Here is a 17,580-nt window from a genome sequence, read left to right as displayed (position 1 = left end):
TGCACTTTTCGTGGTTGGCCGAAAGGCCGTAATAAACTAAGGATAGTATCGTCATCCCCCCAATAATATTGACATGACGATAATCAATAAAACTTAATGGAGAATAACAATGACCGGTGTACTAGGAATGATTCTGGCTGGTGGTGAAGGCTCAAGATTGAAGCCTTTAACTGAATCGCGTACTAAACCTGCCGTGCCATTTGGTGGTAGTTATCGCTTGATAGATTTCGCCCTAAACAATTTTATTAATGCAGATTTAATGCGAGTGTATGTATTAACCCAGTTCAAATCGCAATCCCTTTATCTGCATATGAAAAAAGGCTGGAACGTCTCTAGCTTGCGTGGCAGCTTTATTGATTCCATACCTGCCCAGATGCGTGATGGTAAACGTTGGTACGAAGGAACGGCCGATGCTATTTATCAGAACTTACGTTTCATTGAAATTTCTGAAGCCGATGATGTCTGTATCTTTGGTTCTGATCATATCTATAAAATGGATATTCGTCAGATGCTTGATTTCCATCGTCGAATGGAAGCCAAACTGACCGTCTCTGCCATTCGTATGCCTCTTGCCCAAGCGTCACAATTTGGGGTGATAGAGGTAGATGTTACGGGGAAGATGATTGGTTTTGAAGAAAAACCTCAACACCCTAAATCGATACCGGGCGAGCCTGATTGGGCATTAGTATCAATGGGTAACTACATTTTTGATACCGATACGTTATGCCGTGAATTACGTGAAGATGCGGTAAACCCAGAGTCTAGCCATGATTTTGGTAAAGATATTATCCCTAAAATGTTTCCGCAGGGTGAAGTCTTCGTTTATGATTTCTCAACCAATAAAATCAAAGGTGAGAAGGGCGAAGCCTACTGGCGTGATGTCGGCACGATTGAATCTTATTGGTCTGCGCATATGGACTTATTGCAAAAAGATGCGCCATTTTCTCTTTATAACCGCAGTTGGCCTTTACATACTCATTATCCACCGTTGCCACCAGCGACCTTTGCTAATGAAGGAGAGAAAAAGGTTTGTATTACCGATAGTTTAATTTCAGCGGGAAGTTACATCCAAGGTGCAAAAATTTATAAATCGGTGTTAGGTTTTCGAACCAATATCGGTGCAGGTTCATGGATCAGTGAATCGATTATTCTTGGTGATGTCAAAATTGGCGCTGGTTGTACGATTAAACGCACGATTATCGATAAGGACGTCGAAATTGCTCCAGGAACGGTGATTGGGGAAGATCTACAATTAGATAAGCAGCGCTTCCATGTCTCTGATGAAGGCATTGTAGTCATCGAAAAAGGAATGAAAGTTGGATTCTAATCTTGAAAAAATGAATATTTGGTTTGTTGTATCCGAAGCAGAAGGCTTAGTGAAGAGCGGAGGCTTAGCCGACGTTGCCAAAGCTTTACCAAAAGCATTACAGGAGTTAGGTCACCAGGTAGCCATTGTGCTACCTGCTTATCGTTCAATTCCAAATAAAATGGATTTACCCATCATACTCGAAACCGAGTTAACCCACTGGCCTCATACTCGCTATCAAGTAAGGCAGGGTGAGCTCGATGGTGTTGTGGTTTACCTGATTGATTGTGATGTTTACTTTGATCGACCAGAAATGTATGCGGAGCACAATCAAGCTTACACGGACAACGGTGAGCGTTTTGGTTTTTTCTCGGCGGCGTGTCTGGATATTTTGCCCAAGCTGAATATTAAGCCAACCATCATCCATGCCAATGATTGGCATACAGGTTTAGTGCCTTTTTTATTAAAAACTCGCTACCGTGAAGACCCACACTTTTTCGGCGTTAAGTCGGTGCTGACTATTCATAATGCCATTTTCAAAGGTATTTTTTCCTATTACCAATTGGAAGTTATCCCCGAGTTAAATCTCTCTGGGATGGAGTTTCTACAGTACGGACATGATCATGTTAGCATGCTACGAGCTGGTATTGCTTTTGCCGATAAAATCAATGCGGTGAGTCCTAATTATGCTTCTGAACTGTTGACGCCGTTAGGTTCTCACGGATTGGTGGATGATTTTGTGCGCCGTGCGCGAGATCTGCATGGGATTGTCAATGGATGCGATTATTCTGAATGGAGCCCTTTGACGGATCGTTATATTCCTCAGACTTACCATGCGGAACGACAATCGCTCACTCGAGGAAAATCAGCCAGCAAGCTTGCCTTGCAGCAAGAGTTAAATTTACCACAAGTGACGACACCGATGTTTGGCATGGTATGCCGTTTGACTCATCAAAAAGGATTTCATTATTTATTGCCTATTCTTGAGTCGTTTTTGCGTAATCAGGTACAAGTGGTGATCGTCGGCACCGGTGAACCGGAGATTGCGGCGGCATTACATAAAATTGCTGCGCATTATCCTGATAAGTTAGGGTTTGTTGAGACTTACAGCAATCGTTTGGCTCATTTAGTTGAAGCGGGCTCGGATTTTTTTCTCATGCCCTCAGAATTTGAAGCTTGTGGACTAAACCAAATCTACAGTATGGCTTATGGTACTTTACCTATCGTACGCGAGGTTGGGGGTTTAAAAGATACCGTACAAGATTATGATAAATACCCTCAGCAAGCGACGGGGTTTGGTTTTCAAGAGCCGTCACCAGCGGCATTATTGATCACGATGCAGAGGGCGTTGCTGTTTTATCTACAGCAGCCTGAAGAGATGCTTAACGTTCAAATACGAGCGATGAGCAGAGATTTTGGCTGGCGTGAGTCTGCTCTTGAATACCTTAAAATGTACCGCTTAGCCATTTTTGACTAAATGTCTATGAAGACGGGAAGCGTCAATGCTTGTTGATCGGCTACCATCGTCTTTTCTTTTCTAATCACTTTCCTTTATACCGATGGGGAGCTTCCCCGTCGGTTTACTAATCGCCCGTTTAACAACAATAGATTTTTACAACTCAAAAACGATTTTTGACACTAAAATATGCTAATCTCTCAGTATCAATGATTTTGATTTTCTGTGGTATCCATGTCTCAATCTTTACTGTTTCATAAAGTTTATCCACATCCAACCAGCCGAGAATGGGTGGTGTTTGTGCATGGGGCGGGTGGAAGCTCGTCTATTTGGTTTAAGCAGATCAAAGCGTATAAGCAGCATTTTAATCTGCTATTGATTGATTTACGCGGCCATGGAAAATCTCATCGTCTTATCAAAGATCTGATTGCTAATCGATACACCTTTAAGACAGTAACCATTGATGTACTTAAGGTGCTGGATCACTTAAAAATAGCTTCAGCCCATTTTGTCGGGATGTCACTGGGGACCATTATCGTGCGTAATATTGCCGAATTGTCCGCCCAGCGAGTTCGCTCTATGGTATTAGGTGGCGCTGTCACTCGTTTGAATATCCGCTCTCAGCTTTTGGTGAAGTTAGGCCATCTCAGTAAACATCTCATTCCCTACATGTGGTTATATCGACTGTTTGCTTATATTGTCATGCCGCAACGCAGTCAGAAAGAGTCTCGTCATCTGTTCGTTCGAGAAGCTAAAAAATTGTGTCAGCAAGAGTTTAAACGTTGGTTTACATTGACTGCCGAAGTCAATCCATTGATGCGTTATTTCAAAGATCGAGAGTTGCCTATTCCCACCTTGTATTTAATGGGGGAGCGCGACTATATGTTTATTCGCCCAGTACGCGAAATGGTCGCCGCGCATCGACAGAGTGAACTGTTGGAACTCCCAAATTGTGGTCATGTTTGTAATGTCGAACAACCGGAGTTGTTTAACCAGCTGTCGATTCAATTTATCCAGCGGCAAAGTACAGCAACGACTTTATCTCATTCAGTGACTTAATCTCAGTATCAACTGATTGAATGGCACGATTGTTGGGCAGCTATGCTTGTCTTAAGCCAATCATGTTGTTGATTTATATTGATAGAGATTAGAGGAAAGGGTTGGCGAGCTGTCAGCTTCAATTGTGCAAACGATATCGAAATGATTAAGGTCAAGGAATCATGATGCTTATTAGGAGGCGTTATGATTGGTAGATATACCCGCTACTGATTCTCAGTGAGCGGGCTAGATATCAAAATTAAAACAGGTTTTTTTTCAATTCTTCACGACGACTTGGAGGGATAACCGACCAATGTTTACCTTCGATTGCCCCTTCTAACGCCCACAATAACTCTAAACTGACATCAGATGAGTGACTTTGTCTGATCGCCTGATAAGCGGCGACAGCACCCGTTTGTTGCAACTGATCAACGGAATGAATACCTGCTTTTTTGAGCATTCTTTCGGTTGCTAAACGTAGGTTAGGCAGATCTTTAAGACGAGTGGGTTTAGTCTGCTCTTGCTGCTCTCGCTCCGATTTGGCTTGACGTAAGGCCACGGTTGCTTCCTGCAAAATGGTCGTTGGATCAAGCCAACAGGTATCAGGTAAAGCAAAGTACTTAGTTACCACAGGAAAGCCCCGTTTTTTATAAACGTAGGGCAGATAGCCTCTTTCGGTAAAAACTTTAGCGGATTCATCGTCAGCTCGAAGATGGAGTTGATTGTTGACGACTAAAGCGAACATAGTGTCATCGACAAAAATTCCGAAGCCACCAAACATTGAGCGCGACTTGACCTGGCCAAGCAGTTCGAATAGCCGCATTGAATCTTTTAATACCGGTTTATCCATGCTGTCATTCTCGGTGTATTAAGCAATTCGCCAGCAAAATCAGGTCCGAGAAAATAGCAAAACGTCAAAAAGCATAATAATAGGGGGAGTTGACTGCTTGTTTTGGCTATTTTGTCATCGGCAACCCCGCTACCTACCACTATGGTTTAGGCCGGAGGCTTTGCGTCCCATCTTTTCAAATGGTTTGCCCTGTGCGTGACACGTTTCATTATTGACAAAATAGTATAACGTGGATGTATAAAATAAACAAATCATTGAATAAATATCACACTCAGTGATTGTTTATATGATGTTTGTTTCATTTTGATTTGAATTAGGCAAAGATTGCCCCCCAATCGTGGCGCTAAGGCTACGATTGGGTTTGAAGTCTTTTTTGCTCAACAATGGGTCAATGAAGTGGTTATCTATTTAGCGGTGAGTTTTTTGACTGAGTCACGTTCCACGATTTCAGGGTGCATTTCAAAAATACGTCTTTCGTGTTCTTTATCTTTGATGCGCTCCAACAATATTTCAAACGCATTTTTCCCAACACGGCGTTTAGGTTGATGGACCGTGGTTAGTGGCGGAGAAAAATATTCGGCTAACTCAATATTATCATAACCAATGACTGACATATCGTCTGGTACGCGTATGCCACGTTGCTGTAAACGGCTGATCAGACCTAATGCCATGGTATCATTAAAGCAGAATACCGCGCTCGGGCGTGTATCCATAGCAATGATTTTATCCGCGGCTAGAACGGCAGTATCGCATTCGAAATTGCCTTCTAAAATCCAATCTTCTTTTACCGTTAGGTTGGCTTCTGCCATGGCACGCCGAAAGCCTGCGATACGTTCTTGACAGGCGGCTTTAACAAAGTGACCACTTAGACAAGCAATTTCAGTGTGCCCATTTTCGATCAAATATTTCGTTGCTAGATAACCCCCTTCTTCAGAGTTATCAATGATCTTATCGGCTTGTGATGTTTGCGGGCCCCAATCCATAATAACTTTAGGGATCGAGGGATGACTCTCTAACATCTCAAGTAACTCTTCCGTTAAATCGGAGCACATGACCAACATACCGTCGACCCGCTTTTCAGCAAGCATGCGAATATAGTCACGTTGTTTCTCGTAGATACCCCCGGTATTACAGAGGATCAGCGTATAGCCTTGGCGATAGCAATAGCTTTCAACACCATCGATCACTTCAGAAAAGAATAGATTGGTGGATTGAGTCACCAGCATACCGATCGTACGCGTGGTGTTACATTTTAAGCTGCGTGCGACGGCGCTTGGTGCATAATTCAGCTGTTTAACCGCGTCCAAGACTTTTTCTTGAGTGGTTTCTGCCACAAAACGTGTTTTATTGATGACATGAGATACGGTTGTTGTCGATACGCCTGCTAGGCGTGCAACGTCTTTAATCGTAGCCATAAAATTATCCTGTCGGTGACTGCTCGGCGTTAGGTAACTAGAGCAGTAGTTATGTCCCGAAAGTGCAATCGCCCTGTTAGGAGATCGTGATAGGAGAGAGGTTTGTTTTAAGCACTGTCGATGCTGCCTTTTTACAACGTCTCATTCTTCGGGTATAGGCTAACGTCAGCCTAAAAGTAATAAAAACACAAAAACCGCTGTTAAATAGCGGCCTATTGGTTACATTTAATCTTGTTAATAACCAGCAAGATTCTAGACTGCAACGCAGTAACTCGCAATCAAATTCGGCCCATAATCCTTCCAATTGATGTTAAATGTGCACAATGTTTATCAAGTTGTGCACCAAACCACTTTTTCGACGATGCCGCTTATAACAAGAATATCAATCACCCTCTACAGCAGGCGATGATTCATTCAATTTGGGTTCATGGCTCACCCAATCGCGCATGGCTTGCCATATTAGCCCCATGGTTTCATACCAATACCGCTCAGTTTGTTCTAAATAGAGCGCTCTCGGAATATATTTATCCCAAGCTTGGCTGATATTCGTTTGGGCAAGATAATTTGTCGGCGCAGGGATAGGCGTTAGCCCTGCAGATTGAAATTCATTCATTGCACGGGGCATGTGGCTGGCCGAGGTGACCAGAACCAGAGTGCGCTGCTGAACAAAAGCGGCCGCTTGTCTTGCTTCTTCCCACGTATCTTGCGCCGTTTCGAGCAAAATAATGTCTGATTTTGCAACACCAAGCGCAAGCGCCACTTTAGCCAGCATGCGTGCATGACTCATTTCACTCCCGCCTGCATAACCCGATAGGATCAGTTTTGCGCCAGGGTACATCCGCATTACTCGAATTCCTTCGCTAAGACGCATTAACGCGGCTCGGGTAAGTTCAGAGGTTGGTGGGATGCTATCATCGACGACATGGCCATTACCTAAAACCATAACATAATCGATAGTACCCTCAATGGGTAAAAAAGCGCTGTACTGACGCTCTAAAGGCATTAATAAGCGACTGGATACTGGTTGAAAAGAAATAACCAATAAACTAGACAAACAAAATAGAACCACTAAGCAGCCAGTCTTTCGCTTTGCGGTAAACATAATCAGCATCAAGCCGATAAAACCAATCATCAGCAGTGCTGGTAATGGCATCAGTAGAGAAGAAACGATTTTTTTCAGCTCAAACATAGATTAAATAGTCCGAAAAAACAGCACTTGATAATAAAATCAGCGAAAGGTCCTTTATTCCTGCCATTCCTATGACAGAATAGCAGCACGATTTATTATCATAACTCAAGCCACTGTGACTGAAGATCGCAATTTCGACGATATTGCCCACAAATTTGCAAAAAATATTTACGGCTCTGACAAAGGCGAGATTCGTCAAGTCATTGTTTGGGATGATCTCATGCAAATTTTGACCCATTTTAACGGTCAGACAACGCCCCTGCATATTTTGGATGCGGGAGGGGGCTTGGCGCAAATGTCGCAAAAACTCGCCATGCTTGGCCATCAAATCACCTTGTGTGACCTCTCGCAAGAGATGCTCGATTTAGCCAAACAAGAGGTGACCGACCATGGATTACTGGAGAGATTTCGCTTTGTGCATTCTCCCGTACAATCTGTGCAGCAACATTTGACTGAGCCCGTTGACATCATCTTATTTCATGCGGTGATGGAGTGGTTGACGGAACCACAAGAGGCTTTACAGCAGCTGTTAGCACTGGTGCGTCCGGGCGGTATGGTTTCGGTGATGTTTTACAACCAACATGGCTTAGTTTATAAAAATGCGGTATGTGGCAATATTCCGCATATTTTAAATGGCATGCCACATCGTAAACGATTTAAATTACAGCCACAAAAAGGGCTGCTCCCGGCTGATGTGTATCAGTGGATTGAACATGCTGGATGTCAAATTATGGGTAAGTCAGGCATTCGTTGCTTTAGCGATTATATCGGCAATATGACCAATATGGGCGAGTTTGAGTTTGCAGACCTTTTGGCATTGGAGCAACAATTTTGCCGCCAAGAGCCTTATCTATCTTTAGGACGCTACATCCATGTTTGGGCTAGGAAACAACCACAGGAAGAACAATGAGTGATATGACTCACAATGCGACTGAACAACCGATTGATGAACTCGTCAGTTGGGTGAAGCAGCACGATTTTTCTTTGAACTTACCTGCTGAACGGCTGGCGTTTTTGATAGCGATTGCGGTATTGAGCCATGAAAAATTCGATGAAGAATTAGGGGAGGGGGAATTGCATGATGCGTTTGCGATTGTTAGCCGCCTATTTACTGAAACGGGTGATGTCTCTGCATTTCGGGCTAATAATGCTATTAATGAACTGGTTAAACAGCGTTTGCTCAGTCGTTTTACTAGTGAGGTCACCGATGGCGCGAGCATTTATCGCTTGTCGCCTTTGGCGATTGGCATTACCGATTATTATGTTCGTCATCGTCAGTTTTCGAAATTAAAACTCTCTATTCAACTTTCCTTGTTAGCGGATGAAATGGCTAAAGCCGCCAACTCCGCTCAGCAAGGGGGGACACCTGCGCATTGGAAAAAGAATGTTTACGGGGTATTAAAATACTCGGTGAGTGAAATCTTTGATCGCATCGATCTCAACCAACGCGTTTTAGACGAGCAGCAGCAATCCGTGAAACAACAAATTGCCGATCTATTGAATAAAGATTGGCGAGAAGCGATTCATAACTGTGAAAGTTTATTGTCTGAAACCTCATCGACGTTACGAGAGCTACAAGATACGCTTCAAGCCGCAGGCGACGAATTACAAACTCAAATTCTTGATATTCAAGAGATTGTTTACGGCGATCCAGAATTAGAGTTTATCGATGAAGTGCTGTTTGTGCTGCAAATGAAATTAGACCGAATCATCAGTTGGGGACAACAAGCGATCGATTTATGGATTGGTTATGACCGCCATGTGCATAAGTTCATTCGCACGGCGATAGATATGGATCAAAATCGCGCTTTCAGCCAACGTTTACGCCAGTCGCTGCACGATTACTTTTCTCAACCTTGGCTGCTCACTTATGCCGAGGCCGAGCGTTTGTCTGATTTACGCGATGAAACTCTGATGTTACGAGATGAAGAAGTGACCGGCCACATTCCCCCAGCTGTCGAATATGAAACGTTTCAAAAGGTTCACGATGAGCTTGCAGAGCGTATTGCTGGGATGCTTCAGAGCCATAAACAACAGGGCCAACCGATCAACCTTGGTCATGTGCTGCGTGATTATCTTGCCGCACACCCAAGAACTCATCATTTCGATCTAGCCCGTATTGTTGTCGACCAAGCCGTTCGCTTGGGGTATTCACAATCCGACTATCAAGCCATTCAACCTGATTGGCAAGCGATTAACCAATTTGGTGCAAAGGTACAAGCTAATGTCATTGACCGATATTAACCACTATATGCCAGAGAATCTGGCTAAAGCGATTGTTAACCCGCTTTTTCCGGCTTTAGACAGCCAATTACGCGCAGGGCGCCATGTGTCCAGCGATGATTTAGATAACCATGCGTTTCTCAGTGATTTTGAGCCAGAGTTAGCACTTTTTTATCAGCGCTACAATACTGAGTTAGTTCGTGCGCCCGAGGGCTTTTTTTACTTACGTCCACGCTCTACCTCATTGATCAATCGCAGTGTTTTGTCTGAATTAGATATGCTGGTTGGTAAGGTGCTGTGCTTCTTATATCTAAGCCCAGAGCGTCTTGCCCATGAAGGCTTATTCACGTATCAAGAACTCTATGAAGAGTTATTGAGTTTGACCGATGAGAAGAAATTGATGAAGCTTGCGACCAATCGTGCGCAAGGTTCAGATTTAGATAAAGAGAAACTGTTTGAAAAAGTCCGCACTTCGTTACGTCGTTTACGCCGCCTAGGGATGATTATCCACCTTGGCGAAACCACCAAATTTAGAATTACCGAAGCGGTATTTCGTTTTGGGGCCGATGTGCGTATTGGCGACGATTTACGTCAAGCGCAATTGCGTTTGATACGAGATGGTGAAGCCGTTGTTCATAGTCAAGAGCCCAGTCAGCAAAGCTTATTGGATACGGTATCTGCTGACGAACAACATGAAGATCAACCGACATTATGGGAAGATGAAGCATGATTGAAAGAGGTAAGTATCAATCGCTGACCATGATCAATTGGAACGGCTTTTTCGCACGTACTTTTGATATTGATAATTTGGTGACGACGTTATCGGGCGGCAATGGGGCGGGTAAATCAACCACGATGGCGGCGTTTATCACCGCATTAATTCCCGATCAAAGTTTACTGCATTTTCGAAATACCACAGAAGCGGGCAGCTCTCAAGCCTCTCGTGATAAAGGCCTGTACGGTAAATTACAACCTGGCGCCTGCTATGCGGCATTGGATGTGGTCAATTCTCGCCATCAACGCTTACTGTTTGCAGTAAAACTTCAACAAGTTGCCGGCCGTGATAAAAAAGTCGATATTAAACCCTTTGTGATTCAGGGTTTACCTAGCCATATCAAACCGACGGATATTTTGATTGAAAGTGTTTCTGATCAACACGCTCGAGTGAGACAGCTCAATGAAGTCAAAGATGCCGTTCATGCTATTGAAGGTGCGCATTTTAAATCGTTCAGTTCCATCGTCGATTATCATAGCCACATGTTTGAATTTGGTGTGGTACCAAAAAAGCTGCGTAATAGCAGCGATCGATCAAAGTTTTATCGCCTCATTGAAGCGTCTTTGTACGGCGGTATTTCCAGCGCGATTACCCGTTCATTACGCGATTACTTACTGCCACAAAATGGTGGGGTGAAAAAAGCGTTTCAAGATATGGAGTCAGCGCTGCGAGAAAACCGCATGACGCTGGAAGCGATTAAAAACACCCAAGCCGATCGTGATCTGTTCAAACATTTAATCACCGAATCGACCCAATATGTTGCCGCAGACTACATGCGTCACGCCAATGAACGTCGCAGTAAAGTGCAGCAAACGTTGACGTTACGCCAAGAGTTATTCAGCGCTCGAGATACGCTTCTGGAACACAATCGGCTATTGAATCAAGTGCACGAAGAGCTGGAAACGCTGCTTGAACAAGAAGCTGCGCTAGAACAGGATCATCAAAGTGCAGCCGATCATCTGCAGTTAGTACAAAATGCCCTTCGTCAGCAAGAAAAAATCGCCCGTTATCAAGACGATCTTGAAGAGTTGAGTCTGCGTCTTGAAGAGCAGCTAATGGTGGTTGAAGAAGCGCAAGAACGCTTAGTGATGGCTGAAGACCAAGCCACTGCGGCTGAAGAGGAAGTCGATAGTCTGAAAACTCAGCTTGCGGATTATCAGCAAGCGTTGGACATTCAGCAAACGCGCGCTTTGCAGTATCAACAAGCAATGCAAGCCTTGGCAAAAGCACGTCAGCAGCTCGCTGATGATAGCTTGACGGCAGAAAGTGCTCAGACGGTGATGATTGAGCTGAGCGCACGCCAAGAGTCAACCACCCACGAATTACTGGCGGTTAAACATAAGCTCGATATGTCTTCGGCCGCTTCCGCGCGGTTTAACGAAGCCTTACATTTAGTGAGCCGCGTTTTAGGTGAGGTCACTCGTAGCCAAGCGGCAGAGCATGCAAACCAATTACTCGCTCAAGCACAGCAAGCACAGCAACTCGTACAGAATGAAGCGCTTTGGTATGAACAGCAGCGCGATTTACAGCACCGTATCGAACAGCAACAATCTGTGCGTCAATCGGTGACTGATTATCACCAGCAATTTCAGGTGATGATTGATGATCCATCCCAATTGCAGCAAGAACGCGAGAAGCATCTCGCTCTGTTAGAAGAGCTTGATGAGGCACAAGAAGTGCTACGCGATCAGCGTAGTCAACAGCGTGGTCTTGAACAAGAACAACGCAATGCTATCAAACAGTTGGAGCTAAAAGCGCCAGCTTGGCATCAAGCGATAGAAGCATTGCAGCTATTGCGTGAGCAAAGTGGGGCGGGTTTAGACAGTCGACAGTCGGTAATGACTGAGATGCAAAGCATTTTAGAGCGTGAAAAACACCAATCGGCTCAGAAAGATGCGTTAGCTCAACGTCGTGAGCAATTAGAGAAAGATATCGAACGCTTGGCTTCACCGGGCGGATCGAATGATCCTCGCCTTAAAGGCCTTGCCGATACCCTTGGTGGCGTTCTACTTTCTGAAATTTATGATGACATAACGTTAGAAGATGCGCCGTACTTCAGTGCTATGTACGGTCCGGCTCGTCACGCGATTGTGGTCTCTGATCTTTCAGGCATCAAAGAAAAACTGGTCGAGTTAGACGACTGTCCAGAAGATCTTTATCTGATTGAGGGCGATATTGATGCGTTCGATGATAGCTCATTTAATGCCGCAGAATTAGAAGGTGCGGTCTGTGTTCAGCTCAATCAGCGTCAAATGCGCTATTCCCGTTTTCCAAAAATCCCACTGTTTGGGCGTGCAGCTCGTGAGCAACGTTTAGAGCTACTGCGCGATGAGCGTGATGAAGTCGTCGAAGCGCATGCTAAGGCCGCGTTTGATTCACAAAAGTTACAGCGCTTATACCGCAGTTTTAATGATTTTGTTGCTCAGCATTTGCAGGTTGCGTTTGAGTCGGATCCTGAACAAGCACTCAGTCAAGCTCGTGACGCGCTCAATCATCTTGCTCGCCAGTTAGTCGAGTTAGAGCATCAACAACAGCAACAAACCAGTCGACGTCAACTGAGTAAACAGGCATTAGCACTATTAGAGAATATTGCGCCTCATTTACGCTTGTTGTCTGAATCTGGATTAACCCAACGAGCCGCAGATATTGACGCCAAGTTAGCTCAGTTAGTGGAAGCGAAAGCTTGGCTTCATGATCATGGTAAAACGGTTGAACAACTGGCGCCGATTGCTTCAGCGTTAGAGGTTGATCCTGAGCAGTTTGAAGTCTTAGAACAGCAATATCTTGCAGCGGATCGCGGGCTGCAACAACTCAAAACACAAATTTTTGCCCTCGCTGATTTGGTTGAACGTCGCCACCACTTTGCTTACGCAGATTCGGTGGATCTTCTCAATCAAAGTAGCGAACTCAGTGAGCAGTTAAAAGCTAAGTTAGTTCAAGCTGAGAGCCTGCGTCAGCGTACTCGCGAAGAGTTAAAACAAGCGCAAGCGCAATTCAATCAGTACAACCAAGTGTTGGCATCGTTGAAAAGTGCTCATCAGGCTAAATTGGAAACAATGCAAGAGTTTAAGCAAGAGCTACAGGAGTTTGGCGTACATCCAGATGAAAACGCATTATTCAGAGCTCAGCAGCGCCGTGATGAGCTGCATGAACGTTTGCACAGCTCTCGTAGCCGTAAGAGTCACTATGAGCGGACAATCACCTCAACCGAAATTGAGATGAAATCGCTTGCCAAGCGATTGAAAAAATTAGAAAAAGAGTATCAAGATTTACGTACTTTCGTTGTTAATGCCAAAGCTGGGTGGTGTGCGGTTCTTCGTTTAGCCCGCCAAAATGATGTTGAACGTCGTTTGCATAAACGTGAATTGGCTTATTTATCGGCTGATGAGTTACGCTCCATGTCGGATAAATCACTCGGGGCGCTACGTCTTGCCGTGGCGAATAATGAGGCGCTGCGTGATGCGCTGCGTCTCTCGGAGGATAATGCTTATCCTGAACGTAAAGTACTGTTTTACATTGCGGTTTATCAGCACTTACGTGAGCGCATTCGACAAGATATTATTCGTACCGATGACCCTGTTGAAGCGATTGAAGAGATGGAAGTCGAGCTAGCTCGCCTAACAGAAGAGCTGACTCAGCGGGAAAACCGCTTAGCGATCAGCTCAGATTCGGTGGCGAGTATTATTCGTAAAACCATTCAACGTGAACAAAACCGTATTCGCATGCTCAACCAAGGGCTTTCGAATATTGCTTTTGGGCAAGTGAATGGTGTGCGTTTAAATGTCAAAGTTCGTGAAAGCCATGAAGTTCTGCTCAGTGGTTTAGCCGAGCAGCAGGCTCAACATAAAGATCTGTTTGAAAGCTCACGTTATACCTTCTCAGAAGCGATGGCGAAGTTATTCCAGCGCGTCAATCCACACATCGATATGGGGCAGCGTTCACCACAAATATTAGGTGAAGAGCTACTCGATTATCGTAACTATCTTGAGTTGAGTGTTGAAGTTAATCGTGGTTCAGATGGATGGTTACAAGCCGAATCGGGCGCATTGTCAACGGGTGAAGCCATTGGTACTGGCCAATCTATCTTACTGATGGTCGTACAGAGCTGGGAAGAAGAGTCTCGTCGTCTACGCAGTAAAGATATTATCCCATGCCGTTTATTGTTCTTAGATGAGGCAGCACGTTTAGATGCTAAATCAATAGCAACGCTATTTGAACTGTGTGAACGTTTGGATATGCAATTATTGATTGCGGCGCCAGAAAATATCAGCCCAGAAAGAGGGACCACCTATAAACTGGTGCGTAAGGTATTTAAAGATCATGAACACGTGCATGTGGTCGGACTGCGTGGCTTTACTAGTGAAAAACCAAAAAATGAGTCTTTGCCACTGGCCGATGCTGTCAGCTAAGCTGAGTCACTTGTAAATAAAAAGCGCCTTGATGATAAGGCGCTTTTTTATGATCATTGTTGTCTTCGCTGAACGGGTATTGATGTAGGAGAACATTAAAGTTTGAAACCTTTCTGCTTCCGAAGCTCGCTTCCATCGCGGCTACCAGAGACCAAATGTAACAATAAAGATTGAAACTTAGACTCAATCAACGTGGCTACCCTAAGAAAAAGTGTGACTACACAGATTTCGTTTTTAACGGCGTAACACATTTCGGGGCAAATCTGCGTTACGGTCATTGCCCTTCAGTATGGTTCTGGATAAAACCTTGTCAGAGTAAAAGGTAAACTACGACAAAAAATCATCGAAAAGTTTCGAACTTTATTGTCGAGCTGCAAACTTAGTTGTCCACCGTTAATTGAATGGCGGTAATCAATCTAATGAGTATTACCCGTTTTTTAGCCCAAATTGTTTCGCGGCATAAGCCACTCGCTCGGCTGGTGTTGGATAAATCAGTGGTGATCCGATGCTTTCAATATGCTGTAACCTTGGTAGTAAGCCAGCACCATTAGCGGTTTGAATCGCTAAACCTGGGCGGGCATTAAGCTCAAGCACCATCGGACCTTCTTCTTTATCAAGGACCATATCAGTTCCAATATAACCTAAACCGGTCATTTCCCATGCACTGGCCGCTAAGGTTAATAAGCGTTCCCAATGCGGTACCGTAAGCTCAGATAATGATCTTCCGGTATCGGGATGATGGGTCACTGGGCGATTGAACTGTACAGCACGTACCGCTTTACCCGATCCGAGATCAACGCCCACTCCCACCGCTCCTTGGTGTAAGTTAGCCTTGCCATCTGAAGCCGAGGTAGAAAGCCGCATCATTGCCATTACTGGGTAGCCTTTAAAGACGATGATCCGTACATCGGGAACGCCTTCATAGCTGAAACCATCAAAGCAGTCATCAAATTTGATTAGGTTTTCGATCACGACAACGTCATTTTTACCACCCAGCGAGAAGAGACCAGCTAAAGCGTTACTGACGTGCCGTTCCACATCTTCTTTATTAATGGTCGAGCCAGAGGGCTTGGTGTAAATGCCATCTTTGTGTGAGGTGATGACTAAGATACCTTTGCCGCCACTGCCTCGTGCCGGTTTGATAACAAAGCCCGGCCACTCTTTGACCATCTCGTGAATACGCCTAACATCGCCTTGGTTGCTGATCACGCCAATCAGCTTTGGCACCGTACAACCTGCGCGTTGAGCAATCAGTTTTGTTTGCAGCTTATCGTCAACCAGAGGGTATTTGGAGCGATCATTATAGCGACCAATATAGCTATGATTACGCTTATTCATGCCCATGATCCCCTTACGGCGTAGCTTGAAAGGGGAGGTGTATTCAGAAAGAGAAAAAAACATATTAATCTCCGTCTACCAAGGGTTTAAAGCGACGCAGTTCGGTTAAGCGATAACCGGTATACGTTCCCAATAATAAAATGCCTGCTAAGACAATTAACTGTAATCCGATAAAGTTGAAAGTTAAGTGCTGCACATAAGGGTTAGTCATGGCTAAATAAATCAGTACGGCAGTCAATAACGAGCCACCACCTTGCAGAATCACTTCTTTAGCGCCTTCCTCTTCCCAAAGGATAGACATCCGTTCAATGGTCCAAGATAAGATGATCATTGGGAAGAACGTAATCGTTAAGCCTTCGGTCAGGCCGATTTTGAATGCGACGACAGTAAACATTGAAATGATTAAAATCACCGAGATAATCACCGCCGATATTCGGGCGACCAGCAATAAGTTTAACTTAGAGAGATAGCTACGAATGATTAAGCCTGTGCCGACAATCAATAAAAACCCGATGATCCCCGTGGTTAATTGGGTCTGCACAAACGCGACGGCAATCAAAACGGGCATAAAAGTGCCCGAGGTTTTTAAGCCAATGATCACACGTAAAAAAACCACAATCAGTGCGCCGATAGGGATCAGCATAATATTTTTAAACATCGCTTGTTCTTCAAGCGGTAAGCTATGAATGGATAGGTTTAATAATCCATCGGCGCTGACTTTACTGTTGGTGGCTTGTTGAGGAGAGACATCTTGCGCAATCATCGTGAAATGCACTTGGCTGTTTTGTCCACCCATCACATCAAGTAAAGAAACATTCGATTCATCCCACACCAACAAATTCGGTTGAGTCGGTTGCGTGCCAGTTTCTGGATTAAACAGCACCCATTTACTGCCGTCCCAGACTTGATTCATATGTTGGATCGATTGACGCCGACGTCCGTCTTCTAGGCGAATGACGCCAACCACTTTATTAGGAATTTGTGCATACGAAAGGAGTTTTTGCGCCGCGTCGACTTTACTCATTTTATTGAGCAGTAAGGCGGCGTTTTGATTTTCTGCTTCGTTGAGCGCTTTAATCAGTTCGCGAGTAAAGGTAACGTCATCCGCTGAACGACGGTTAGCCTGCTCGATAAGCGCGATGGCTGAGGTTTCATCTGGACCGTCAAATGTGGGTTTAACCATTGGTGCGCTTGGCGGGAGAGGAATCGCGTTCGCTTGTGGGTCCACCAAGAACTGAGTTTTGTAATAAATAGTCTGTGGACCTTTGGCCTGACGAATTGTCCACTCTGCACGTCGGCCACTTTCTGTAGTGACATAAGAGATACCGTAACCCGGAGAAGAGGCATTCTCTCCAATCAACGTAAAGCCATCTTGGGTATGAGGAGCGGCGAGAGAGACTTTGACTTCCCGACCTTGCGCGTTAAATTCAATTCGCGCTTCAATGTCCCAGACTTGGCGAGTTTCACCGGGTGTCCATGGTACACCATAGCTTTGATGACGCATGACACTTAAAGTAATCCCCACCACAATTAACAACAATATGGATAGATAAAACGGAATTCGTGACGTCATAATGGGCC

The 17,580-nt window shown here is 44.7% G+C and carries 12 protein-coding genes and 1 riboswitch; of the genes, 7 read left to right on the top strand and 5 right to left on the bottom strand.

What is annotated here, in order from left to right:
• Positions 1 to 109: 109 nt before the first annotated feature.
• The 3 genes from glgC (at position 110) to FKQ60_RS01695 (ending at position 3,821) form a co-directional block, all read left to right on the top strand.
• Entirely contained in the window at positions 110 to 1,327 is a 1,218-nt protein-coding gene (gene glgC / locus FKQ60_RS01705) for a glucose-1-phosphate adenylyltransferase (RefSeq protein ID WP_170904597.1), read from the top strand.
• Positions 1,328 to 1,337: 10 nt separating this feature from the next.
• Complete coding sequence (gene glgA / locus FKQ60_RS01700) at positions 1,338 to 2,783, top strand: glycogen synthase GlgA (RefSeq protein WP_170904628.1); 1,446 nt, start codon at positions 1,338 to 1,340, stop codon at positions 2,781 to 2,783.
• Positions 2,784 to 2,996: 213 nt separating this feature from the next.
• On the top strand, positions 2,997 to 3,821 hold the full coding sequence (locus tag FKQ60_RS01695; RefSeq protein WP_004395089.1) for an alpha/beta hydrolase: 825 nt from the start codon (positions 2,997 to 2,999) through the stop codon (positions 3,819 to 3,821).
• 238 nt (positions 3,822 to 4,059) lie between these two features.
• Here the strand turns inward: FKQ60_RS01695 and FKQ60_RS01690 are convergent, their stop codons facing one another.
• The 3 genes from FKQ60_RS01690 to elyC form a co-directional block, all read right to left on the bottom strand.
• Positions 4,060 to 4,650, bottom strand: coding sequence for a TfoX/Sxy family DNA transformation protein (locus FKQ60_RS01690; protein ID WP_040904243.1), 591 nt, complete (start codon positions 4,648 to 4,650; stop codon positions 4,060 to 4,062).
• A 116-nt stretch (positions 4,651 to 4,766) separates the two neighbouring features.
• A riboswitch (cyclic di-GMP riboswitch) is annotated at positions 4,767 to 4,849 on the bottom strand.
• Positions 4,850 to 5,054: 205 nt separating this feature from the next.
• Positions 5,055 to 6,065, bottom strand: a complete 1,011-nt coding sequence (purR, locus tag FKQ60_RS01685) for an HTH-type transcriptional repressor PurR (protein ID WP_154167931.1) — start codon at positions 6,063 to 6,065, stop codon at positions 5,055 to 5,057.
• Between the two features lie 382 nt (positions 6,066 to 6,447).
• The gene (gene elyC / locus FKQ60_RS01680) at positions 6,448 to 7,254 is read right to left on the bottom strand and encodes an envelope biogenesis factor ElyC (protein ID WP_154167933.1); all 807 of its coding nucleotides are present in this window, start codon (positions 7,252 to 7,254) and stop codon (positions 6,448 to 6,450) included.
• A 115-nt stretch (positions 7,255 to 7,369) separates the two neighbouring features.
• Here elyC and cmoM point away from each other — a divergent pair, with 115 nt between their 5' ends.
• The 4 genes from cmoM to mukB are packed head-to-tail and all read left to right on the top strand — an operon-like array spanning position 7,370 to position 14,661.
• Positions 7,370 to 8,164, top strand: coding sequence for a tRNA uridine 5-oxyacetic acid(34) methyltransferase CmoM (gene cmoM, locus FKQ60_RS01675; protein ID WP_154167935.1), 795 nt, complete (start codon positions 7,370 to 7,372; stop codon positions 8,162 to 8,164).
• Positions 8,161 to 9,498 (top strand): chromosome partition protein MukF, encoded by a 1,338-nt coding sequence (mukF, locus tag FKQ60_RS01670; RefSeq protein ID WP_161426348.1) that lies wholly within the window; start codon positions 8,161 to 8,163, stop codon positions 9,496 to 9,498. The genes cmoM and mukF overlap by 4 nt, the downstream gene beginning before the upstream one ends.
• Positions 9,479 to 10,207 (top strand): chromosome partition protein MukE, encoded by a 729-nt coding sequence (mukE, locus tag FKQ60_RS01665; protein ID WP_004395095.1) that lies wholly within the window; start codon positions 9,479 to 9,481, stop codon positions 10,205 to 10,207. The genes mukF and mukE overlap by 20 nt, the downstream gene beginning before the upstream one ends.
• Complete coding sequence (mukB, locus tag FKQ60_RS01660) at positions 10,204 to 14,661, top strand: chromosome partition protein MukB (protein WP_154167937.1); 4,458 nt, start codon at positions 10,204 to 10,206, stop codon at positions 14,659 to 14,661. The genes mukE and mukB overlap by 4 nt, the downstream gene beginning before the upstream one ends.
• Positions 14,662 to 15,087: 426 nt before the next feature.
• Here mukB and FKQ60_RS01655 read toward each other — a convergent pair whose 3' ends face one another.
• Both FKQ60_RS01655 and FKQ60_RS01650 read right to left on the bottom strand, forming a co-directional pair.
• A complete protein-coding gene (locus FKQ60_RS01655; protein ID WP_170905973.1) occupies positions 15,088 to 16,068 on the bottom strand; it encodes an alpha-L-glutamate ligase-like protein in 981 nt (326 codons plus the stop codon).
• A complete protein-coding gene (locus FKQ60_RS01650) occupies positions 16,064 to 17,572 on the bottom strand; it encodes an inactive transglutaminase family protein (protein WP_154167941.1) in 1,509 nt (502 codons plus the stop codon). Before FKQ60_RS01650 ends, FKQ60_RS01655 begins: the two co-directional genes overlap by 5 nt.
• Positions 17,573 to 17,580: the final 8 nt, after the last annotated feature.

Source organism: Vibrio sp. A11 (genome assembly GCF_013048705.1).
Lineage (GTDB): Bacteria > Pseudomonadota > Gammaproteobacteria > Enterobacterales > Vibrionaceae > Vibrio > Vibrio metschnikovii.
Note: the sequence above shows the minus strand (reverse complement) of the source record. Positions and strands in the feature narration are given on the sequence as shown.